Here is a 21,501-nt window from a genome sequence, read left to right as displayed (position 1 = left end):
GCAGAGGGGCATCCATCGCCTCTGAACCTGGGAAGGTTTTTCTACGCCCCATACCCTATCCCCTGACACCCTGCCCTTACGCCGCCTGGACCGAGTCGTCCAGCTCGCCGCGTTCTACCCTCTCCTGGCAGCCGATGCAGAAACGGGACCAGGGAACGGCTTCGAGGCGCTTGGAGCCGATGCGCTCGCCGCAGTGCTGGCATTCCCCGAAGGAGCCGTCCTCGATGCGGAGCAGGGCCTGGCGGATGAGATTGAGCTGCGCATGGCCGGTGGCTCCCTGGCTGAAGAGCAGCTCCTTTTCGTAGGAGAAGACGGCCTGATCGGCTGGGTCGAGAGTCTCCTCGGCGCCGCTCTGGCGCCCCTGGCGGACAGTGGCGCGGAGGCTGGATTCGAGGGTGCGCTTTTGCTGCTGCAGCTTCTCTTCGTAAAGACGGTTCGGGTTGTTGGGCAGGGTGTGTTCGGAGTGGTTCACTGCACGAGGCTCCTTACAGGGAAAATCCGGCTAGCCGGGTGGGGGTTACTCATACGACAACAATTGGACGCATGGAGGCGCAGAAAATTTGTTTCTTTCCCTCGAGAAAATGACGCAATGTTGAGAGTTTTGGTGCGGACCCCGATGCTGGCGGGGATGAGCGCAGAAATTTCAACGGAGAAAAGGCGCAGACGACTTGCTGGCCGGAGCAGGTGCCATTAGGCTGGTGGTGTCATGTACGAAGACTTCCAGGTGACCGATACGTGGAGCGGCGAGTCGCTGCATTGCCGCTGGACGGCCAACGTGGTGGCCATTGCCACCCGTCATGCCGATGCTGTGGATGTACGTTTCGACGTAAACGGTCGCTCCGTGTGGATGGCGATGCCGTGCACGGCGTGGGTGGAGCAGAAGAAGCGGACGGGCAAGGTGATTACCGACGCCCTGGCGGTGCAGATCGCCGGCCGCTATCTGAAGCAGGCCATCGAGACCGGCTACGATAATGGCCGCGAGATGTACACCATGACGGTGGACGAGGTGCTGGGGCATCTGGACGCCGTGCTGCACGAGGCTGGGCATACCAGCAGGCTGCCGGCGCTGATCCCGACCGACGACGCGCAGCCGCTGCCTTAGGCAGACAAAGAGCTTTTTCCTTTTCGAGTGGTTGCCAACTGCCGGCGCTTTGTAGCGTGATGGAGAGATCCATGTTCGTGCGTAAGCTGCGCGTTGAGTGGGCAGGTACGTCCGGAGAGCGGCATGCCTGTCCGGTGGCCTGGCTCGACAGTTTCGCCCTGCGGAACCTGACCGGTCACACGGTCTTCGACGACATTTTGCCGATAGGCCATGGACTGCTCGAGGCCGGGCTGCGCGTGCCGCTCGATGTCTTGCGGGCGGAGATGGAAGACTGCTTCCGCGGCAAGGGATACCTGGGCGCAGAGGACCGGCTGGTCATCGAAGAGAAGGATTCGCCCGCGGCAGATAGCGGAGATAGAACAGCGTCGTAAAAGTCGCCGGCGTGCCCGGTGCTTCGCTCGCGGGGCGGAAGCGCAGATCGCGGATAAAGTTCATCGCCGCGTGCTTGATCTTGTTGTTGTCGATCTCGACAAGCTCGGTATGGCTCACCTTTCCTTCCTCATCCACGGTGATGCGCAGGGATGCATTGCCATACCAGGGTGTGGCCTTGAGCTGCGGAAAGCTGACCACGGGACGGTTCTCGATAGGCGTAGGCGGGGTGGGCGCGGTCTGCGTGAAGAAGAGCGGAGCAAAGCGGTGAAACACTTCGATCTTGCCGTTCGCCGTGAGCAGGAGCGTCTTGCCGTCGTAGATCCTGATGAGGGAAGGGATGGCGTGGCTGCGCAGAGGAATCCAGTCTGCGTAGACATAGGTCTGGTTCAGGATCTGTCCGAGCGCAAAGACGTGCGTGAAGGGATCGAAGCACAGCATGGCCATTTCGCCGTCATCCACACAGCCGTAGAGTGAGCCTTCGAGAACCCGCCGGTGCATGGGGAGCAGCGCCGGGGTCGCGCTGTGCTCGAGCGCGAAGAGTACGGGCCGTGGCTCGAGCACAATGTCTTCGAAGTCGTAGAGGCCGAGCGGCATGTCTCCGGTCATGGAGTGCCAGGAGGTTTGATGCTGCAGGTCATCGACGACCGTCATGTGAAAGCTGCCGGAGGCCATATCGGTGCGGCGAAAGCGGTGCGGATCGACGTAAACGTCATAGGTGGCGTCGGCTTCCTGGTTGCTATGGCCGTCGAGCGGGATGCGGAAGTGCAGGTCGTAGTGCAGATGATAGGGTTCGCCTGCCAGCGATGTGTCTGGAAGCAGGTTACGGGCCTGGGTGAGGGCGCGCTGCCAGTTGTGCGAGGTCATGACCTGAGCGGAAGCCGCGGCTGTTGCCAGAAGCCCGGTGAGCAGCAGGAAGAATGAACGCAATGCAGTCGACATGCGAAACCCTCTTTCATGGCAGGCGCAGGCGATAGGGCGAAGCGTGCAGCCGTCGAAGCCTGGGAGCAGAGTCGTACAGAACTTCTGAAAGACGAGGGGCTCTGCAGGAAAGACCCATGGCCGAAGATAACCCCGGGACGGCGCGCTCCATCTTATCTCCTCGTGAAGACGAACTCAGAGAAAAGAGGACGAAGAATATGTTCCTGATTTTGGCGTTGGTGCTGGTCCTGCTTTGGATTGGCGGTTTCATGATGTTCCATGTCGCAGGATTTCTCATTCACCTGCTGCTGATTCTGGCGGTGGTCTCGATCATTTTCCACTTCCTGCGCGGCCGTTCGGCATAGTCTGAGCGGCAAAGCAAAAGAGCGGCCCGCAAGGGCCGCTCTTTTATATCTGTAACAGTGACAAATCTTGTATCGCAGGTGTGCCTTACTCGTTGTAGTGCAGCAGGCTGTAGACGTCGAGGTCGGGAAACTTCTCGCGCCCCTTGAGGAAGTCGAGCTCGACGGCGAAGCCGAGTCCGGCGATATGTCCGCCGAGCTGGCGCACGAGCTTGATCGTGGCCTCCATGGTGCCGCCGGTGGCCAGCAGGTCGTCCACGATCACCACGTTCTGGCCCGGCTCGATGGCATCGACATGGATTTCGAGCGTGTCGCTGCCGTATTCCAGGTCATAGGTCACGCGCGCCACCGGCGCGGGCAGCTTGCGCGGTTTGCGCACCGGTACGAAGCCGGCGTTGAGGCGATAGGCGAGCGCAGGGCCGAAGATGAAGCCGCGCGCTTCGATGCCGAGGACGAGATCGATGTTCTTGTCGATGTAGTGCGCGGCCAGGGCGTCGATCATCTGGGCGAAGCCGGCCTTGTCCTTGAGCAGGGTCGTGATGTCGTAAAAGAGGATGCCGGGCTTGGGGAAGTCGGGCACGGTGCGGACGAGGTCCTTGAGGGGCTCGCAGTCAATGGGCCGGTGGGACATCGGTGGTATGGCTCCTTTGAATCGGTCTTGAATCGAGGTGTGGCGCGGGTTACCAGGCGCCTTCAATCTGGAAGGGGCCGAGCGAAGCGGCTTCGCTCTCGGCCAGTTCGTGTTCGATGACGGCATCGACGCGGCTGCCGCGCGAGCCTTTGTGCAGGGCCTGGTTCAGTTCGGCGAGCTGTTCCGCCGAGCCGGAGGCGACGACCTCCACATGGCCGTCCTCGGTATTGCGGACCCAGCCGTGCAGGCCGATTTCGGCGGCTTCGCGGTGGACGAACCAACGGAAACCGACTCCCTGAACGCGTCCTTTGACGAGATAATGACGGACCATGCGATGCGGATTTAGTGTTTCAAATCCTCATGCCCGAAGCAAGGGACTGGCTGCTGCGCGCAGGGCGAAAGGCCTTCGGCCTCCGCTCCCTATGGTCGCGAGCTGAATTTTTTGTCCCTTCAAATAGAGAAAAACGGGGTGCCCCGTCCAAGCTGCGCTTGGGCGGGAGGGTAATCAATCCCTGTGGAGAAATCACCGGGGTGCCCCACGTCTCGATGTTGAGACGTGGGATACGCCTGCTGTGCTGGGGCGGCTCATACAAGCCTGGTGTTGGCTTGTGTGGGGGGAGCTGCATTACGCCTTTGGCTGCAAAAGCCCAATCGCCATGGCCGTCATCGCGGTGACGCCGGTGCGGATGGTCGGCTCGGGCACGGGCGCGAAGAGTGCCGAGTGCGGGCCGGGCAGCTCGGTTCCCGCCTTGTGCGCGGCGGCGAGCTTGTCCGGGTCCGATGCGCCGAGCGCGAACATGACGCCGGGAATCGTGTTGTTCAGGCGAAAGACACCGACGTCTTCCGAGCCCATGAAGGCTGAGGCATCGAGCACATGCGCCGCGCCGAGCGCCTTAACCGCCGAGGCATGCAGTCGGGCCTCGAGCGCCGGATCGTTGAGCGTGGCCGGGGTGATCTCGGTCTGGCTCACGGTGACGATGGGCATGCGGTCCTCGGGCACGCCGTAGCCGATGGCGATGCCGTTGGCGATGCGCTTCAGGTCTTCGATCATGGCCAGGCGCGTGGTTTCGTCGTAGGCGCGCATGGTCAGGCCCATGCTCACTTCATCGGGAATGATGTTGCGCTTGGTGCCGCCGTGGATCTGCCCGACGGTGATGACCGCGGGCTGCTGCGGATCGATCTGCCGGCTGACCACGGTCTGCAACTGCACGATGAACTCGGCGGCCATCAGCACGGGGTCTTTCGTCAGCTCGGGCGCGGCGCCGTGGCCACCCTTGCCGCGCATCACCACATCGATGCTGGTCGAGCTTGCCGCCAGCGGCCCGGGCTTGATGGCAATGGAGCCGGTCGGGTAGTCGCTGGCGTCGTGCTCGGAGAGGATGAAGTCCGGCTTGCCGAAGCGCTCATAAAGATGGTCGGCGAGCATGGCGCGCGCGCCGTCGATGGTCTCCTCTGACGGCTGGCCGATGAGCATCAGCGTGCCGTGCCATGCGCTCTTCTGCTCGATCATCTGCTTCGCAAAGCCGAGCAGCACGGTGACGTGAATATCGTGCCCGCAGGCGTGCATCACCGGCACATCCGCGCCCTGCGCGTTGATCCCGCGCACGTGGCTCGCGTAAGGCAGGCCGGTTTTCTCTTCCACCGGCAGAGCATCCATGTCCGCGCGTACCAGCAATTGCGGCCCGGAGCCATTTTTAAGGATGGCGACCACGCCGTAAGCCTGCGATCCGTCCTCGTACCTGCCGACGCGCTCGGTCACGTCATAACCGAGCTTACGCAGATCGCCGCTCAGCAGCGCCGAGGTGCGCTCCTCGTGATGCGAGAGCTCAGGATGGCTGTGGATGTCCTTGTAGGTCGAGAGCAGCGAGGGCAGGTCGGCATCGACACTCTGCGCCGTGGTTTGTGCGGAAGCGGAGAGCGTACAGGCAAGAAAGCCTGCAAGGGCAGGAAGCAGGAATCTGGGCTGGGGCATCTTGCAGACGAGAATACGGTCGAATGATCGTTAGGCAAAGAAAAAACGGCGCAGCCGAAGCCGCGCCGTCTGTGATTTTCCGCGTGCTCTTACGCGCGGCTCATGTACGCGCCTTCGGCGGTGTCGATGCGGATCTTCTCGCCTTCGTTGATGAAGGGCGGCACCTGCACCACGAGGCCGGTTTCCATCTTGGCCGGCTTGGTCACCGACGAAGCGGTGGCCGACTTCAGGCCCGGCTCCGTTTCGACCACGGTCAGCTCGACCACCTGCGGCAGCTCGATGCCGACGGCCACGCCGTCGAAGAACGAGACGGTGATCTGTAGATTCGGCGTCAGGTATTCGACGGCATCACCCAGCGTGTCGCGCTTTAGGTGAGTCTGCTCGTAGTTCGTCGTGTCCATGAAGTAGTAGTCGTCGCCGTCGTTGTAGAGGAACTCCATGTCGATCTCATCGACGATGACACGATCGATCGGGTCGGGCGAGCGGAAGCGGTGCTCGAACATGGCGCCGGTGCGCAGGTTGCGCAGCTTGGCCTGGATGAAGGCGCGCAGGTTGCCGGGCGTGCGGTGCTCGACCGAGAACACGGCATGCAGCTCATTGTTGTGCTTGATAATCATGCCCGGACGCATCTGTGTGGCGGGAATCGCCATAAAATCAGCTCCTGAAAATCCTGGGAAATAAAGCCTCCGCCTGCCGCAGCAGGAGGCAGAGGCGCGCGCGAAACGCTCCAGTCCCATATTTTAGCAGCTGCTCCGCGCAGGGCGGGACTGGCCGTCCAGGTGTTTCGCCTTTGGCACCCGCTCCCGTCGGTCGCGAGCTGGGACAATACGATCCCTTACGGTGGCGTATCGACATTTGGCTCAGGCCAGGCTTTAGCCGGGCCTGATGAAAATCGCGACCCTTGCGTGGGCTTTCATCCCTGCGGTAATCAGGATGCGCTACCGTCTAAGAAGCAAGGAAGAGAGGATTGTTTGACAGCAGAACAGGAAAAAGGCGGCGAGACGCTGCTTGAGGGCTTCGCCTCCTATTGCGCGGTGTTTGTGCTGGCGCTGTTTGCCTTCGGGTTTGTCTTCCAGAACTATATGATCCCGACCGGCTCGATGCTGAAGACCATCCTCATTGGGGATCATGTCGTCGTCGATCGGATCACCTTCGGCAAGCCGGCGAAGTGGATGCCGTTGGTCCATTACCGCTCCATTCGGCGCGGCGACATCATCGTGTTCATCAAGCCGAATGAGACGAATATGACCCTGGTGAAGCGTGTCGTCGGCATCCCCGGCGATCACATCCATTTGGAGAACGGTGTCGTCTACCTGAACGGCAAGCCGCAGAATGAGCCCTACACGGCGAAGGCCGACTATTTCCTGCCCTATCGCGACGATTTCCCCCGCGTGCCCGTTTCCGAAGGCATGGATGTGACCGATCAGTGGGCAGCCGAACTGCCGTCTCACATCGACAACGGAGATCTCGTGGTGCCTCCGGGCAAGTACTTTGCCATGGGCGATAACCGCCCGGATAGCCTCGACAGCCGCTATTGGGGCTTTGTGCCGAAGGAGAACATCCTTGGCCGTCCGATGTTCGTGTACTGGTCCTACAACATGCCCGAGCAGGACGAGGACATTACCGGCCTCGGTCCGCGGCTGCAGGATATGGTTCACACGGCGCTGACCTTCTTCCAGAAGACGCGCTGGTCGCGAACCTTTCACCGGGTAGTGTGAAGACTGCTACCGTCCGAACATCTTCGCAAAGAAATGGCCGACGGCATGGAAGAAGCCTCCCTGCTGCTTCGGCGGCTGCTCTGCGCGGGCAGAGGGTGTGGCTGAAGTTGCGGCTCCTGCAGGTGGTGGCCCTGCGGCATCGGGCGCGGCCGGATTCGGCGTGGTTGCCGAGTTGTAGCCGATAGGCGCCTGTACCATGGCATGCGCCGTGCCTGCCGGGACGACAGGCTGGGTTGGTGGCGCGGGAGGCGGCGTCAGCCCTTCGCTCACTGCGAGCGGGAAGCTGGTATCTGCAGGCGTGGAGGATGGTCCTCCGACCGGCATGCCTGCTTTCTGGCCGGGCTTCGCAGGATTGGCGCCGGTGGTACCGGTGCTGGCGACAGAAAGCGCGGGTGCGGGGCAGCCGCAGGGTTCGGGCTCGTTATCGACCACCTGCTGCAGGCTGCCGTGCTGGAACATGACACGCTGATTGGGCTGAATGCGATAGACGCCGCCCTCGAACTGGCTGGTTACCGTGACATACGGCGGATTCGGCCCATGATTGTCGATGCAGGTGTCGCCCTGGCGGTTGAGGCGGATCTTCAAGTCGGCATGGCCGGGGCCGGAGACGAGAATGCGCAGGTCGGGTGTGAGAATCACATCAGAGTATTTGCCTGTCGCGTAGTCGGTCTCGAGCGCGCCGCGGTCCAGGGCGATCATCAGAGCGGAATCCTGTGCCGGGTCCTGCGAGAGGGAGCTGTCTCGAGAGAGGTGAACCTGCGTCGTGGCGCAGACTGCGAGCTGGCCTCCACGAGTGAGTGCGATGTGTGCGGTGCTGTCGCCGGCGGTGATGCTGCCGTTATTGGCGATGTTGGCCTTGCCGTCGGCCACCGAGAGCGAGCCGGAGACGGCGACGCCTTCGATCGGTACGGAAGCGATAGGGCCGGAAGCAGTGGGTTGCTGGGCTGTTGCCGGGAGTGCGAACGCGACAGCGGAGAGCATTGCGAAAAAGGGGTAGGGCCGCAGCATCAAGGCTAGATTAGCGCGTGCATGCCGCAGTCTGCACCTGCTGCTGCGCGCAGGGCGGATCGCCTTTGGCCCCCGCTCCCTTTGGTCGCGATTGAGATTTTGTTCTCTTGAAAGAGGGAAGAACCCAGGGTGCCCCACGTCTCGCCATTGAGACGTGGGATTTTTATCTGAGCCCTGAGTTACTGCACCGGTTGAGCCTTGCCGTCATGCAGAGCCTGGTCGAAGAAGGCCTGCATCTGCTGTGAAGATGCAATGCGGGCCTGTTCGCGGGCCTTGCGCATGGATTCGCGGGCTTCTTCGCGAGCCTTTTCCATGGCCTGGCGGTTGTCGGCGAGCTGCTTCTGGATCTGGTCGTTGGTGACGAAGTGAATTTCCTTCATCTGCCTGAGGATCACCTGGTCGTTTATCTCAAGCTGGGAGAGATTGCGGATGACCTCGGAGATCTGGCGCCGCATCTCGTCCTGCTGCTCGGGGGTGAGCGCGCTGACCTTACCCTGCGGATACTCGGCCTGCAGCTTCTTGAGCGCTGCCTCTGCATCGGCAAGCTGCTTCTGGATGTCGACCGGAGGCATCGGCGGAATCTTGACATCGATCTTCATGGGCTTGAGCTCGACAAGCTGCCGGTCGAGATTCGGCAGCATGAGCGTATAGGCGCCGTTGTCGTAGAGGTCGCTGCGGCTGCTGCGCCACTGGCGGATACCTGCATCGATGGTGGCCGGGTCGGTAATCACGTAGCTCTTGCCGTCGCGTTCGAACCACATCATGTCGCCCTTGGCCTGTTCGCGGGCTTTTTCGAAGGCTGCGCCCTCGGCGCCTTTGCCGGTCACCTTGGCATCGCCGCGGACGATGCCGAAGGAGTTATTCGGGCCATTGAGCACGAGGACGCCTACGGAAGAATGGCCGTTGTGGTCATGCTCTTCTTCGTCATCGTCGATGTCGGAATCAACCGAGTAGGTATGGCTTTCGCTGTTGGTGACAGATTGGGAAGAGGAGTGGCCTTGTCCGCTTCCGGAGCCTGTACCGGTAGAGCTGCCAGTGGCGGAGGAACTCGTAGCACTCGTTGCGCTGGAAGACTGCGCATCTAGCGAGCGCGTGAGACCCGAGACCGGAGCAGGCTCACTGCTGAGTGCTACTACGCTGGTGTTGAGCGACTGTGAGAGTCCGGTGATCGCCGAGGAGAGCGCGGAGATGCTTACGGACGGTGTCGGTTTCGGATCGGCAGCGGGTGCTGGAGCTGCCTGCGGGGAGGCGGTGGCGGAAACGGCTGCCGGCGCAGGCGTGGCCTCAGGCCTGGGTTGCACGGTTACAGACGTAGCCACGGAAGCGGGTTCGTCTGCCGGAGCCGGATCGGGCGCGGCGGTCACGCTCGCAGGCTGGGGGAGGGTGGTGGTTTGCTGGGTTTCGGCTGCGTGTACGCGGCGGCCGGAGACAGCGATCAGCAGGGCGCAGGGCACGACAATGGCGGCCGCTACGGCTGAGACGCGGCCTCCTGTGAAGGCTGCGGTGAAAGCGTGGGGATTGAGAATGCGCTCGATGCGTCCCTGCACGGAGCTGGGCCGGGCCATGCCGACTCCCGCCGCCACGCCGGCGAAACCGCGACGGGGCAGGGAGGCGAACTCGAGCAGCAGCTCGGCGTAGTCTGCGGAAGACGCCGTGCTGGTTGTGCCTGCGTTCGTTGCATCGAGCGCTGCGCGGTCGCTCACCGCTTCGCCAAGTTCCGCCAGGCGGCGCTTGAGGAACCATCCGAGCGGGCTGATCCAGGTGAGCGCGGCATAGAGCGCGGCTGCGAGCTGGAGGTAGAAATCGCCCTGGCGAACGTGCGCGCGCTCATGGGCGAGGACCATCTGCATCCGGCGGCGATTCCACGAAGTGCTGCTCGCAGGGAGAAGAATGCCCGAGCCGATGGTGACCGGGCTTTCGATGCGTGAGCTGATGCGAATCCTGGCATACGGATCGAGAATCGCGGAAGCACGCTCTGCCTGGCTCCAGAGGCGCGCGGCCAGCAGAACGCCGATCAGCACGCGGAGCAGGAGCACGGCGCTGACGAAAAGATATGCGGGCACGAGAGAGCGGACGAGCGAGCCGAGATGCCAGCGCGATACAGGCCGGGCCGGCTCGACGGAGAGAAGGACAGAGGGAGACCCCTCAAACGGTTGCGGTCTGGAGATCTGTATCTCGGACGTACTTTGCGGCTCGGGGTTCCGCTCTGCGCTCTGCGTGATCGTAGCCGCAGAGTTGTTGTTCTCGGAGGGTGAGGAGGGCGTGGCGCCGGATGCAGACGGTGTCTGACTCAGAACTGCGGAGGCTGCTTCCGTCTGTGGTGCGCTCGCCGCCTCGACGACGTGGCGTAGAGAGGTAATGCGATGCGCGAAGTGCTGGTACTCTGCGCCGATGCCGGAGAAGACGCGGGAGGCCAGCGCGAAGCGAACGACAGGCACCGCATCGGGATGCGCCGCTTCCAGGCGGATGAGGCCGGGCATCGCGCAGCTGAGCGCAAGCACCATGGCCCAGGCGAGCTTCTGCGCCGGGAGATTACGCAGGCGGAAGAGATGGATGGCGGCCCAGACGACGGCGGCCATGGCCAGCGAGCGGACGACGGATTCCACGACAAGCTGGGCCGCCGGGGATTGCCAGGGAGACATCATGACTGTTTCTCCTTCTTCGACGCTGCAATACGATCTGCGAGGCGCTGGAGCTGCTTGCGGTCCAGCACCTTGGAATCGACCATGCCGACGAGCAGATCTTCGACCGAGCCGTCACAGAACCAGTCGAGGATGCGTTTGACGGCGCGGCCGGCGACGACGCGGCGGGCTTCGACAGGGCGATACACGAAGGTCCGCTGATCGACGGTATGGGTGAGGTAGCCCTTCTCCTCGAGACGGCGAAGGACGGTACGGATGGTGGAATCCTTGAGGAGACGGTCGTTGGCCTCCATCGAGGCGCGAACATCCTCGGCTGTGACCTCGGCCCTCCGCCAGACGATGTGGAGAATAGAGCGCTCAAGCTCGCCGAGCTCGGCCGGATCGTGGAATTCTTCGCGATGCTCTGTAACGTTACTCGCCATAGTGTTACTCACTGTAACACATAAGACGAAGACCAGCGCAAGAGGGAATCAAGGAGAAAGAAAATTTTCGTGCGGCCTATTCCCGAAGGAGGGCAGTTACGGATTTTCGATCAATACACCCAGGCGCGCCTGTCGTCTGAATCCGGCTGCCTGAATCCGGTGCTGCCCAGCTGCGAGGCCGCTGCTGCCATAGAGATCATGGCCTACACTCGAACGAGATGCTCAACCGGGGCTATGCCTACACCTCCATCATCGGCAGCAAGCACCATGGGCAAACCCTGCTCGCGCACCTGGCAAGTCTGTACTCCCACTCCAGTTCTCAAGCCTGGCAACAGGCATTGAACAAGGGCGAAGTTATGCTCGACGGCGTCATCGCCGATGGAAGCGAATCTGTCGCCGCAGGCCAGACCCTTGTTTGGAATCGGCCACCCTGGACCGAACCCGACGCTCCTCGGCACTTTGAAGTCCTGCTCGATGACCCTCATCTGTTGGCCGTCAACAAGCCGAGCGGGCTGCCCACCCTGCCCGGCGGCGGCTTCATGGAGAACACTCTCCTGCGCCTGGTGCAGAAGCATTGCCCCGGTGCAAACCCAGTCCACCGGCTGGGCCGGGCTACCAGCGGCATCGTGCTCTTCGCCAGGACATCGCAGGTGGCTTCCTATTTCGAGGCCAACTGGAACACATCGAAAATACAAAAAATCTACCGGGCGCTGGCGCAGCATGTGGCACAGCAGGATGTCTATGAAATCCTTACGCCCATCGGCCTCGTGCCGCATCCGCGCCTCGGCTCTGTATGGGCTGCCAGCCCCCATGGCAAGCCGTCCAGGTCGCTGGCAAAGGTGATCGCCCGCACCGCCCGCACCACGACCTTCGAGGTGAGTCTGTATTCAGGCCGCCCGCACCAGATCAGGATTCATCTGGCCTCCATCGGCCATCCCCTGGTCGGCGATCCGCTCTACGGCGCAACCGGCCAGCCGCTCGAAACCAACCCCGGCCTCCCCGGCGATGGAGGCTATCTCCTGCACGCGCAGTATCTGCGCTTCGAGCACCCCATCACCGGAGAACAGGTCCATCTCGAGGCAGCCGTGCCGCCTGGATTTTCATCGGAGGAGCCATCTGCGGTGAGATGAGGGTGCTCCGTTCAGGCTTCGCCTGACGGGAGGCACCAATCTCTCTGTACTCTCCAGTGAATGAAACAAAGAAAAACGGCGCTCCTCGCAAGAGGAACGCCGTTTGATGTTTGTAATGCAGCTTACTGCGAGTACGTGAAGCCGGCCTTGAGCGGGGTTTCGTTCGCAGACGGTCCCGCGAGGATGGTGTATGTGCCGGGGACGAGCTCAAAGTTATTCTTCTGTGTGTTGAAGACAGACAGCAGCTTAGGATCGACCTTCAGCGTGACCGTCTTCTCCTCGCCGGGCGCGAGCGGCACGCGATCGAAGGCGATGAGGCGCTTGTAGTCTTCGCCTGCGGCCTTGGGCAGCTTCGCGTAGACCTCGGCAATCTCCGTGCCTGCGCGCTCACCCGTATTCTTCACGGTGAGCGTGACCTCGCCTCCGTCCGGGCTTACGTGCAGGCCGGAGTAGCTGTACGTCGTGTAGCTGAGGCCGTAGCCGAACCAGAACAGCGGTTCGATATGCTGCGACTCGAACCACTTGTAGCCCACCTTCGCGCCCTCGGTGTAGTTCACGTCGAAGAAGGGAAGCTGTGGCTGGTTCTGCCGCGTGCGCTTGCCGCCGACGTTGGTTTCGACGTAGTGATCTTCTTCCTTGAGGTTGATGCCCGCGATCTCGGGGTGCGGCAGATCGGCGTCACGCTTGGCAAACGACGCGGGCAGCTTGGCGCTGGGGTTCACCGTGCCGAAGAGCAGGTTGGCGATGGCCTCGCCGCCGCCGATGCCGGGGAACCATGCTTCGAAGATACCCGCAACCTCATCGCTCCACGGCATGGCCACAGGACCGCCGGTCTCCGCGATGACGATGGTGTGTGGATTCGCCGCGGCCACGGCCGAAACCAGTGCGTCCTGGTTGTCAGGCAGCGTGAGCGTCTTCGCATCGTGGCCCTCATACATGGGCTGATTCACAAAGACGATGGCGACGTCGGAAGACTTCGCAAGTGCTGCGGCTGACGAGGCATCGTCGCCGGAGTTGTACTCGACCTTTGCCGTGGGCGCATGCTCGCGGATATACCGAAGCGGCGAGGACGGGAACCACACCGTCTCACCCCAGTTGGCGCCGCCCGGATGCGGATCGGTGACGTTGCCGCCGGGTGCATCGACCTGCGCCGAGCCGCCACCGGAGAGGATGCCCTTGTCCGCATGCGAGCCGATGATCGCAATCGAATGCACGCGCGCCGGATCGAGCGGCAGAATGCTGTCCTTGTTTTTCAGCAGCACGATGCTCTCTTCGGCAATGTGCTGCGCATCGTCGCGGCCCTTGAAAGGATCGACGACATTGCGCGGCATCACGGGATAGTCCACGACGCCGGCGGCGAACATGCTGCGCAGGATGCGATGATCCATGTCATTAAGGCGAGACATGGGAACCTGTCCATCCTCTACCGCCTTCTTGAGCGGAGCGCCGAAGAAGATATCTTCCGGTTCTTCCTGGTCGAGACCGGCAAGCGCGGCCTTCACCGTGCTGTGTGTCGCGCCCCAGTCGGAGAGCACGAATCCCTTGAACCCAAAATCTTTCTTGAGGACCTGATTGAGCAGGTAGTCGTTCTCGCAGTCGTAGGTTTCTTCGAAGCGGTTGTAGCCGCACATCACGCCTGAGGGCTTCGCGATATCAATGGCGATCTGAAAGGCGAGCAGGTCGCTCTCTCTTGCGGCCTTGTGGTCGATGTTCGCGCTGACCGCGTTGCGGCCGGTTTCCTGATCGTTGAAGGCGTAGTGCTTGATGTCTCCCATGATGTGCTCGGCCTGCAGGCCCTTCATCAGGTTGCCGGTCATGGTGCCGGCCAGCAGCGGGTCTTCGCCGGCATATTCGAAGTTGCGGCCGTTGCGCGGCTCGCGCATCAGGTCCACGCCGCCGCCGATGGACATGTTCGAGCCCCATGCGCGCAATTCGCGGCCAATGACGTCACCGTAAAGCTGCGCGCCTTCGATGTCCCAGCTCGCCGCGGCGCCCAGCGTCGAGGGCAGCAGCGTGGCATAGCGGGCCTGGTAGGCGGCCATGCGCGCGCCCACGGCGGAGTCGGCCTCGTTCACGCCCGGGATGCCGAGCCGCTCGATGCCTTCCACGTAGCCGGCGGCGAAGTTCGAACCGGGAGCGACCGGGTCCGGCGGACGAAGCACGCCCCAGCCCTGCCCGTGGACGAGGAGAATCTTTTCGTCGAGCGTCATCTCTTTAAGAACCAGATCGGCACGTTCGTCAGGAGAGAGAGCGCGGTCATCCCAGGGATGATGCACCTGTGTGGTCTGGGACGCCTCCTGCGCCTGCGCAGCGAGGAAAGAACCGGCGCAAAGGCAGGGCAACAACATGGCCGCGGACAGCGGCCGGAACAGCGAAAAGAATTTCATGGCTCTCCTGAAGCAAAGCTCAAAAACATGACCGGGCTGTGACTGCTATCAGTACAGTCTGCCCGGCACTTTGCGGCTCATCGTACCGGCCCCGCAACAGGAACGTCAAGGGCAAACGTTTGACTACTGGAGATGGCGTATATGCGGAAGGAGGCATGAACGCGATCGTGCCGCTCTGTATGATTAGAGCGGTTCCAGAGTCTCCTTGTCCTTTCCTGCATCGTGCAGGGTGGCGTTTTTCAGAGAAAACGCCACTGGTGCACATCGGCTTCGGGATACAGCAACTCTGCAACCGCTCTATCCCGCCGGAGGGCTTGAGGCGTGCAGAAAAGAGCAGGGAAGCATTGGCTGCTGATGTTCGGAATCATGGTGCCCGGGCTGCTGGGAGTCATGGCGTCAGGATCGGCCACCGCGCAGGCGGCCCGGCTGCGATCTCCATGGGACGATCGGCAGATTGCACTGACCGATGCGGCGTATGCATGCCCGGCGATTCCGGCCTTTGCGCGTACGACCGAGGTAGAGAGTGCCTACATCGATTCGCACTACTCGATCATCGATCCCGTGAAAGAGGTTGCGGAGGAGAAGGCGGACGAACCGCTCACGCACCTGGGGCAGTATGCGGTGCGCGCGGCGGATGCGTACCTGGCGCATGGGAGCAGGCAGGCGGCGCAATGCACCTATGCTCTGCTCACAGCAGCGGCGAAAGCCGATGCGTGGACAGGGAAGATGCCGCACCGGCAGGGTATCTACGACCAGAACTGGTTGCTGAGCGGCGTGGCCATCGCGTACCTGAAGGTGCGCAACACCGGCGTAGGCACAGCAGGTGAGGATGCCGAGATTGCGGCGTGGATGGCCCGTCTGGCCGTGCCGGTCGAGGTATATTTCGATCAGCAGCTCACGCATCCGGGCAGCGATGCCTATAACAATCATCTCTACTGGGCAGGGCTCTCGCTCTGCGCGCAGGGCATAGTGGGCAATCACAAGGCCGGCTTCCTATGGGGCATGAATGCCTACCGGCATGGCGTGGAAGCCATTCGTGGCGACGGCTCCCTGATGGCGGAGATGAACCGCGCCGGACGCGCGCTCCACTACCAGCTCTACGCTCTGGGACCGCTGGTGATGCTGGCGGAGTTCGGAGAGGCGAATGGAATCGACCTCTATGCCGAGAGAAACGGCGCGCTTCACCGGCTGGTTCGCTTCGATGTCGCGGCCATAGAGGCCCCGGAGCGCATCGTAAAGGCCGTAGGTGTGGCGCAGGACTATAAGCCTCCTGCCTCGGGGCTTGAGATCGGCTGGGCCGTGCCGTATGCGGCGCGTTTCCCGTATGCGGCGAAGAGTCTCAATCTCGCAGAAAAGATCGCCGCCGCGCCGTGGGTGAACTTCTGGCAGTGGGGTGGTGCGCCGCCCGAGCCGGTGCTGCCGCGGCCTGCGCTCTCAGCGGAAGACGCCGCCTTCGAGGCGCAGCTGAAACATGATGTAGCCGCAGAGTATGCGCGGGTCTTCCCGGAAAACCGGGCAGCGGAATCGGCAATCGCCGGTGACTGGTGCACGATGGGCGATCCGGCCAGTCATGACACGATTGCCCGCAGCGCAGACGGGCTGATCGCAACCACCGATCACGGCGACAGCTCGCAGGCGCGTGTGCTCCAGACGGAGAAGGACAAGGCGGCGGAGATCGTCGCCCCCGGATGGCTCTCTGTGACTGGCGCGCTCGACAAAAGCGGCACGCAGATCGATTGGTCGAACGGAACCTTCTGGGAGCGCTGCTCGGCGATCCATCCTGCGAAGCAGCCGCTCTCGCTCAGCGGCGCATGGTATGGCAATGTCGATTTCTCGCAGCCCTGCGATGTGAAGCAGCACGGCATGCGGCTTACCATGGCCTGCGGAAAGTTTGGCGACGCAACCGGCGAACTGCACGCTGACGGATCGCTGGACACAGACTGGAGCGGACGGCAGATCGCAGGCGTAGTGACGCCGGACGGCCGGCACATCCTGTGGGCCAACCAGACCTACTGGACTGCTGCGCGCAGGGCGGCTCGCCTTTGGCCTCCGCTCACTCCGGTCGCGAGATAGCAGCAGGGGATAAGGAAAACTGCGGGCGGTTGGGGAAGCGACGAGCCCGATCGGCTCCCATCGCGAGACTTGTTTCGGCACGGCTGAAGCCGTGCCCTGATACGTTTCCTGTTCCTGCACGAGGATGTCTCTCGCAAGCCCAGTGACTGGGGAATAGAAATCTGCCTTCCTACCCAGGCGGAGCTTGGACGGGCATCCCTATCCTTGATACTCCTGTCCGAGTCCTGAGCTCGTCGGAGCGCGACCAGCGGGAGCGGAGGCTGAAGGCGAAAGGCCTGGACGGCCAGTCCCAGCCTGCGCGCAGCAGCTATTTCACGGTGTCCGGTCGGAACATCTTCTCTGCGGCCTTGGTGATGATGCGGCGCGGCACGAAGCGCTGCGCGAAGACCTGAATGCGACCACCGGAGTAGGGGATGACCCAGGTCTTGCCTTGCACCAGGCCTTCGAGGCCCAGGCGAGCCACTTCGGCGGCGGGCTGGTACTTGCGCTTCTCTTCCTTGCGTGAGCCGGCGACCTGGCCGAACTCGGATTCCGTGGGACCAGGGCACAGCGCGCTGACGCGCACGCCGTAACGTCCCACTTCTTCGGCGAGGGCTTCGGCAAAGTAGCGGTCGAAGACCTTCGTGGCCGCATACGTGGCCATGTAGGCGACCGGCTGATATGCGGCAGTCGAGGCAAGAATGAGGATGTCGCCCCGGCGGCGCTTCACCATGCCGGGCAGATAGCGGTGCGTGAGGTCGACGACGGCAGCGCAGTTCACATCGACCATCGTGCGCTGGAAGGCGAGGTCGGAGCGGAGGAATTCGCCGAGGTAGCCGAAGCCTGCATTGTTGATGAGCAGGTCGATCTCCAGTCCCTGGCCCTCGGTCGCCTCGTAGAGCTGTTGCGGCGCCGCCGGGTCGGCAAGATCGGCGGGGATCACGCGGGTCTGGATGCCGTGCTGTTCCTGCAGACGCTGGGCCAGGGCTTCAAGGCGATCGACGCGGCGTGCCGTGAGCACAAGGTTCGCGCCGGCCGCGGCCAGATCCTCGGCCAAAGCTACGCCAATGCCCGCGCTCGCGCCGGTAACCAGCGCCCATTTGCCCTTATACGTCTTGCTGAGGATTGCGGATGCTGTCATCGCTGGTCTCTCCTGTCAGAGGTGTGTGAGCCGTGTGCGGCTGTGGGTCCGATACCGAAAGCCTGTCATCCCAACCGAAGTGAGGCAGTCTTCTCGTCTTACACAAAAATATTGTCATCCCGGCCGGCGCGAGACGCCTTTTCGACTCGCGCAGTGGAGGGACCTGCTGTTCTACGCGTCGGAATATCTCCAGTATCTGAAGCTTAACCGCAGGTTCCTCGACTCGCTCCGCTCGCTCGGGATGACAGAGTGAGCGAAGCGCATGGCGCAACGCTTATTCGTACACCGTAGCGGCAGCCTGAAACTCCTCGCCGACCCAGTGCACGAACGCATCCGCCGACTGCCTGCGGCCGAGGAAGCGCAGCACAATATCCTCCCCCGGCATCGAGCCGCCGGGCTCGAGTACCGTCCGGCGATACTTCATCGCAATCGGGTCGTCGAGCAGGTTGGTCCGCGCGAACTGCGCGAAGAAGTCGAGCGCGATCACCTTGTCATAGAGATAGGTGTAGTAGTTCGACGAGTAGCCGACCAGGTGCGTAAAGCTCGCGTACATGCGGTTGCCATCGATCCACACATACGGCAGGAAGCGCGCATAGAGCGAGTGCAGCAGGTGGTCGAGATCGAGCGTTTCCGGATCGAGCGCGTGCGTTTCGAGCGAATAGGTCGTATAGAAGAGCTGCGTGCGCACCCAGTCAGCGCGGCCGAAGGCTCCGGCGCGGTTCATGCGCAGCACCAGCTCGGCAGGGATGGGCTCATCCGTCTCATAGTGCAGCGCAAAGGTAGCCAGCAGGCGCGGATCGCGGAAGAACTCCTCGAGCATCTGTGAAGGCACCTCGACGAAGTCGCCCTCGGTGGCGATGCCGCTCAGCCCGGCCCAGCTCTGGTGCCCGCCGAGCAGCGCGTGCATCAGGTGGCCGAACTCATGGAAATACGTCACCACGTCGGAGTGCTGCATGAGCCCCGGGTCGCCGGTCTTTGCCGAGGACGGCCCGCCGGGGAAGTTGCAGATCAGCGCGGCCTCGGGAATCTGGCGGCCATCGGGATGATCGACAATGCCGGGGATCAGAGGATGCGCGGAGAACCACTTGTCCTTGCCCTCGCGCGGGTGCATGTCGAGATAGAAGCGGCCGATCTGCGTATCCCGGTCATACACGTCATAGGTGACGACGTCCGGATGCCAGACCGGGGCATCGGCCACGGGTCGGAACTCGACCTGGAAGAGCCGCGCGGCGGTCGAAAGCACGCCTTGCTCGACACGGTCGTAGGGGAAATAAGGACGGACGGACTGCGAGTCGAACTCGAAGGCCGCGCGGCGATACTGCTCCAGCCAGTAGCCACGGCTCGCGGCATCGATCTCAGCATCGTTCGACTCGAGCTTCTGCTCGACGCGGGCGAACTCCGCGATCATGGCAAATTCCTTCTCGGCTCCGGCGCGGCTGGCCGTGTCGAGCTCTTCAAGGAACTGGCGCATGTTCTCGGCCGAGCCCATCATCTGGTCGGCAGTGGCCAGGTCGGCCCAGGTTTTGAAGCCCAGCAGCCCGGCAATCTCTTTGCGGATCTTCAGCAGGTCGAGCAGCACTTCGCGATTCTGCGGAAAGGCGCGGGTATTGAAGGCCAGGTACATGCTGCGGCGCAGTTTGGCCGACTTTGCAAATGTCATCACCGGCAGGTAGTCGGGATAATCGGTGGTGAGGGTGATCTTGCCGTCTTCGCCGGCCGGATGCGCGGCAAGGTAATCGGCAGGCAGACCGTCCAGCTCGGCCGCGTCCTCCACGACGACGGTGTTGACGTTCTCCTGAACATTACGGCCGAAAGTGAGGGCGAGGACGGTCGCCTTGTCCTGCAGCTCGCGCAGGCGAGTGCGGGTGGCCTCGTCCTTATCCACACCAGCCAGGCGGTACTGGAGCAGCGTGCGCTTCAGATAGTGCTGCGTGGCCGCATCCGTGCTTTCGGAATCGATCTCGTTCAGCGCCTGGTAGACGGCCTGGTTCAGTCCCAGTTCGACGCCGGCCTGGGAAATGACCTGGGCCAGGGCCTGCGCCTTGTCCCGAATCTCCTTTTGCGGGTGGACGCTGTCGAGCAGGCCGGTCTGTGTGGCTGTGGCCGAGAGCTCGGCAACGGCGTCGTCATAGGGGCGCAGCGTGTTTTCGACGGTGCGCGGCCCCGGAACGGCAAGCAGCCGCGCAATGGCGTCGCGATGCCGGACAAGCCGGGCCTGCACCCAGGCTTCGAGCGCTTCCGGTGAGGCCGACCCGTCAGCGCGGGTCTCAAGATTCCAGGGATGAGGGGAGAGAGTCGTTTCGGTCACGTCGTTTTATCCGTCCTTGCTGCCTGCCCAAAGGTTACCGCAGGCTGCTGCGCGCAGGGCGATACGCCATCGGCCTCCGCTCCCGCTGGTCGCGAGCCAGGTCGTATCCCCGTTGAGCCATTACGCAAATTGTCATCCCGACCGAAGCCTCCTTCTCACGTTGTCATTCCGACCGGAGCGAACCGGGGTCCCCGGCGCGCCTGATGTTGGCGCGCTGGGGTGGAGAAGCGCAGTGGAGGAACCCGCGGTTCGCCTGTATCAGCGAAGAACTGCAGGTTCCTTCACTCCGCTAGAGCAACAAGCTGGGTGCCCATCCAAGCTCCGTTGGGGGAGGGTACGAATCCAGAAGATTTTGCATAGGCCTGCACACCCGCATCTCGAAAAGCATGAGATATGGGACACCCTGGTATGGCGCTCTGGTCCGAGCCCAGCTTCGCGGCCAAAGGGCGCGGAGGCGATTCCCCCTACCGGCTCCGCGGGCAGCTGACCGTACTGTGCCTGCCGGAGGGGAGAATGCCTCGTGTACAGTGACAAGGGCTCTGGATGAGCTTGCAAGAGGAAAACAGAATGCGGCTTCTTCGTCGGCGAAAAATCCTGTTCTTCGCTCTTCTGCTGCTCCCTGCGAAGCAGATTTTTGCTCAGTCCACATTCCAGGCTGCAGAAAACCCGAAATTTATAAGTGCAAATATTTCACTGCATGAATTTGCACGTCTCCTGTTCCCATGGGAGAAGAAACATCCTGACCTGGCAACTCCGGTTGTTACGAGAGGGGCATTTCAGAATGACAAGAGGATCAGCCTGAACTACAGGTTATATTTCCCGACCCTCGACATCTATTCCTCGGCCGGTGTGCCTCTCTATTTCAACGATTCCTCCGAAGCAAGTGTGAAGGTGATCGATGCGCTTCCTCAGGTCATCCCTGAACCGGATCTGAATCCCAGGTATCAAGTCCGTCCCACGCTGCGCGAAGCTCTAGCCATGATTCCAGGCATTCCGCGTAGCGAGTGGGTAACTCCAGCACAGATCGACTACACAGTCTTTGTTGTTATCCGGAATCACTCTGGTAATAATCCGTCCCTATCCAAAGATATTCGCGCCAGCCAGGCGAAGCCTATCCGGGAGCAGGAGAAGGCCGTTGATTCAAATGCGACGGCTGAAGGGAAGGAAGTTCCGAATTCCCAAACGGATGCTATCCAGCGGAATGCTCTCGCCAAGCAAGCCGAGGATGAAGCCATTCAAAGGCTGAAGACGCGGCTGAATGGGTCCAGAATTCGAGTGATGGAAGTTTACCTGATGGAGCCGTGAGATCGCCTTGGTCGTATCCCCATAGAGCAAC

19 protein-coding genes are annotated in these 21,501 nt (G+C 62.3%); 7 read left to right on the top strand and 12 right to left on the bottom strand.

What is annotated here, in order from left to right; all coding sequences use genetic code 11:
- Positions 1-76: 76 nt before the first annotated feature.
- Positions 77-472 carry a TraR/DksA family transcriptional regulator gene (locus ESZ00_RS05595; protein ID WP_229740979.1) on the bottom strand — a complete coding sequence of 132 codons (396 nt, stop codon included), beginning with the start codon at positions 470-472 and terminating at the stop codon, positions 77-79.
- 234 nt (positions 473-706) lie between these two features.
- Between ESZ00_RS05595 and ESZ00_RS05590 the strand changes: the two genes are divergently transcribed.
- Positions 707-1,102 carry a hypothetical protein gene (locus tag ESZ00_RS05590; RefSeq protein WP_129207156.1) on the top strand — a complete coding sequence of 132 codons (396 nt, stop codon included), beginning with the start codon at positions 707-709 and terminating at the stop codon, positions 1,100-1,102.
- A 71-nt stretch (positions 1,103-1,173) separates the two neighbouring features.
- A complete protein-coding gene (locus ESZ00_RS05585) occupies positions 1,174-1,473 on the top strand; it encodes a hypothetical protein (protein ID WP_129207155.1) in 300 nt (99 codons plus the stop codon).
- Here ESZ00_RS05585 and ESZ00_RS05580 read toward each other — a convergent pair.
- Complete coding sequence (locus ESZ00_RS05580; protein ID WP_129207154.1) at positions 1,418-2,413, bottom strand: energy transducer TonB; 996 nt, start codon at positions 2,411-2,413, stop codon at positions 1,418-1,420. The genes ESZ00_RS05585 and ESZ00_RS05580 overlap by 56 nt on opposite strands.
- A gap of 116 nt (positions 2,414-2,529) precedes the next feature.
- On the opposite strand from ESZ00_RS05580, the gene ESZ00_RS20260 reads away from it, so the two are divergent.
- Positions 2,530-2,757, top strand: a complete 228-nt coding sequence (locus tag ESZ00_RS20260; RefSeq protein ID WP_229740978.1) for a lmo0937 family membrane protein — start codon at positions 2,530-2,532, stop codon at positions 2,755-2,757.
- An 85-nt stretch (positions 2,758-2,842) separates the two neighbouring features.
- On the opposite strand, the gene ESZ00_RS05570 is transcribed toward ESZ00_RS20260, so the two are convergent.
- From ESZ00_RS05570 to efp, 4 genes are all read right to left on the bottom strand, one after another.
- Positions 2,843-3,385, bottom strand: a complete 543-nt coding sequence (locus tag ESZ00_RS05570; protein WP_129207153.1) for an adenine phosphoribosyltransferase — start codon at positions 3,383-3,385, stop codon at positions 2,843-2,845.
- A gap of 49 nt (positions 3,386-3,434) precedes the next feature.
- On the bottom strand, positions 3,435-3,716 hold the full coding sequence (locus ESZ00_RS05565) for an acylphosphatase (protein ID WP_129207152.1): 282 nt from the start codon (positions 3,714-3,716) through the stop codon (positions 3,435-3,437).
- Between the two features lie 294 nt (positions 3,717-4,010).
- A complete protein-coding gene (locus ESZ00_RS05560) occupies positions 4,011-5,357 on the bottom strand; it encodes an amidohydrolase (RefSeq protein WP_129207151.1) in 1,347 nt (448 codons plus the stop codon).
- A gap of 89 nt (positions 5,358-5,446) precedes the next feature.
- Complete coding sequence (gene efp, locus ESZ00_RS05555; RefSeq protein WP_129207150.1) at positions 5,447-6,007, bottom strand: elongation factor P; 561 nt, start codon at positions 6,005-6,007, stop codon at positions 5,447-5,449.
- 321 nt (positions 6,008-6,328) lie between these two features.
- Between efp and lepB the strand changes: the two genes are divergently transcribed.
- Complete coding sequence (gene lepB, locus ESZ00_RS05550; protein WP_129207149.1) at positions 6,329-7,075, top strand: signal peptidase I; 747 nt, start codon at positions 6,329-6,331, stop codon at positions 7,073-7,075.
- 6 nt (positions 7,076-7,081) lie between these two features.
- Here the strand turns inward: lepB and ESZ00_RS05545 are convergent, their stop codons facing one another.
- From ESZ00_RS05545 to ESZ00_RS05535, 3 genes are all read right to left on the bottom strand, one after another.
- Entirely contained in the window at positions 7,082-8,056 is a 975-nt protein-coding gene (locus ESZ00_RS05545; protein WP_129207148.1) for a hypothetical protein, read from the bottom strand.
- Between the two features lie 206 nt (positions 8,057-8,262).
- Positions 8,263-10,728 carry a M56 family metallopeptidase gene (locus tag ESZ00_RS05540; protein WP_129207147.1) on the bottom strand — a complete coding sequence of 822 codons (2,466 nt, stop codon included), beginning with the start codon at positions 10,726-10,728 and terminating at the stop codon, positions 8,263-8,265.
- Positions 10,725-11,147 carry a BlaI/MecI/CopY family transcriptional regulator gene (locus tag ESZ00_RS05535; RefSeq protein WP_129207146.1) on the bottom strand — a complete coding sequence of 141 codons (423 nt, stop codon included), beginning with the start codon at positions 11,145-11,147 and terminating at the stop codon, positions 10,725-10,727. The genes ESZ00_RS05540 and ESZ00_RS05535 overlap by 4 nt, the downstream gene beginning before the upstream one ends.
- A gap of 218 nt (positions 11,148-11,365) precedes the next feature.
- On the opposite strand from ESZ00_RS05535, the gene ESZ00_RS05530 reads away from it, so the two are divergent.
- The gene (locus ESZ00_RS05530) at positions 11,366-12,277 is read left to right on the top strand and encodes an RluA family pseudouridine synthase (protein WP_129207145.1); all 912 of its coding nucleotides are present in this window, start codon (positions 11,366-11,368) and stop codon (positions 12,275-12,277) included.
- A 122-nt stretch (positions 12,278-12,399) separates the two neighbouring features.
- Here ESZ00_RS05530 and ESZ00_RS05525 read toward each other — a convergent pair whose 3' ends face one another.
- Positions 12,400-14,664: a beta-glucosidase family protein gene (locus ESZ00_RS05525; protein ID WP_229740977.1), complete on the bottom strand. Its 2,265-nt coding sequence runs from the start codon at positions 14,662-14,664 to the stop codon at positions 12,400-12,402.
- Between the two features lie 321 nt (positions 14,665-14,985).
- On the opposite strand from ESZ00_RS05525, the gene ESZ00_RS05520 reads away from it, so the two are divergent.
- The gene (locus tag ESZ00_RS05520; protein ID WP_129207144.1) at positions 14,986-16,737 is read left to right on the top strand and encodes an alginate lyase family protein; all 1,752 of its coding nucleotides are present in this window, start codon (positions 14,986-14,988) and stop codon (positions 16,735-16,737) included.
- 307 nt (positions 16,738-17,044) lie between these two features.
- Here the strand turns inward: ESZ00_RS05520 and ESZ00_RS05515 are convergent, their stop codons facing one another.
- Together ESZ00_RS05515 and ESZ00_RS05510 are read right to left on the bottom strand one after the other, a co-directional pair.
- Entirely contained in the window at positions 17,045-17,857 is an 813-nt protein-coding gene (locus ESZ00_RS05515) for an SDR family NAD(P)-dependent oxidoreductase (RefSeq protein WP_129207143.1), read from the bottom strand.
- Positions 17,858-18,131: 274 nt separating this feature from the next.
- Entirely contained in the window at positions 18,132-20,165 is a 2,034-nt protein-coding gene (locus tag ESZ00_RS05510) for a M3 family metallopeptidase (RefSeq protein ID WP_129207142.1), read from the bottom strand.
- A 567-nt stretch (positions 20,166-20,732) separates the two neighbouring features.
- Here ESZ00_RS05510 and ESZ00_RS05505 point away from each other — a divergent pair.
- Positions 20,733-21,470 carry a hypothetical protein gene (locus ESZ00_RS05505; protein WP_129207141.1) on the top strand — a complete coding sequence of 246 codons (738 nt, stop codon included), beginning with the start codon at positions 20,733-20,735 and terminating at the stop codon, positions 21,468-21,470.
- Positions 21,471-21,501: the final 31 nt, after the last annotated feature.

The sequence above is a fragment of the Silvibacterium dinghuense genome, assembly GCF_004123295.1.
GTDB classification, from domain to species: domain Bacteria; phylum Acidobacteriota; class Terriglobia; order Terriglobales; family Acidobacteriaceae; genus Silvibacterium; species Silvibacterium dinghuense.
Note: the sequence above shows the minus strand (reverse complement) of the source record. Positions and strands in the feature narration are given on the sequence as shown.

Coding starts and splice junctions, on each gene's coding strand:
- ESZ00_RS05590 (WP_129207156.1), top strand. CDS start 707: ATGTACGAAGACTTCCAGGTGACCGATACGTGGAGCGGCGAGTCGCTG.
- ESZ00_RS05585 (WP_129207155.1), top strand. CDS start 1,174: ATGTTCGTGCGTAAGCTGCGCGTTGAGTGGGCAGGTACGTCCGGAGAG.
- ESZ00_RS05580 (WP_129207154.1), bottom strand. CDS start 2,413: ATGTCGACTGCATTGCGTTCATTCTTCCTGCTGCTCACCGGGCTTCTG.
- ESZ00_RS20260 (WP_229740978.1), top strand. CDS start 2,530: ATGGCCGAAGATAACCCCGGGACGGCGCGCTCCATCTTATCTCCTCGT.
- ESZ00_RS05570 (WP_129207153.1), bottom strand. CDS start 3,385: ATGTCCCACCGGCCCATTGACTGCGAGCCCCTCAAGGACCTCGTCCGC.
- ESZ00_RS05565 (WP_129207152.1), bottom strand. CDS start 3,716: ATGGTCCGTCATTATCTCGTCAAAGGACGCGTTCAGGGAGTCGGTTTC.
- ESZ00_RS05560 (WP_129207151.1), bottom strand. CDS start 5,357: ATGCCCCAGCCCAGATTCCTGCTTCCTGCCCTTGCAGGCTTTCTTGCC.
- efp (WP_129207150.1), bottom strand. CDS start 6,007: ATGGCGATTCCCGCCACACAGATGCGTCCGGGCATGATTATCAAGCAC.
- ESZ00_RS05545 (WP_129207148.1), bottom strand. CDS start 8,056: ATGCTCTCCGCTGTCGCGTTCGCACTCCCGGCAACAGCCCAGCAACCC.
- ESZ00_RS05540 (WP_129207147.1), bottom strand. CDS start 10,728: ATGATGTCTCCCTGGCAATCCCCGGCGGCCCAGCTTGTCGTGGAATCC.
- ESZ00_RS05535 (WP_129207146.1), bottom strand. CDS start 11,147: ATGGCGAGTAACGTTACAGAGCATCGCGAAGAATTCCACGATCCGGCC.
- ESZ00_RS05530 (WP_129207145.1), top strand. CDS start 11,366: ATGCTCAACCGGGGCTATGCCTACACCTCCATCATCGGCAGCAAGCAC.
- ESZ00_RS05525 (WP_229740977.1), bottom strand. CDS start 14,664: ATGAAATTCTTTTCGCTGTTCCGGCCGCTGTCCGCGGCCATGTTGTTG.
- ESZ00_RS05515 (WP_129207143.1), bottom strand. CDS start 17,857: ATGACAGCATCCGCAATCCTCAGCAAGACGTATAAGGGCAAATGGGCG.
- ESZ00_RS05505 (WP_129207141.1), top strand. CDS start 20,733: ATGCGGCTTCTTCGTCGGCGAAAAATCCTGTTCTTCGCTCTTCTGCTG.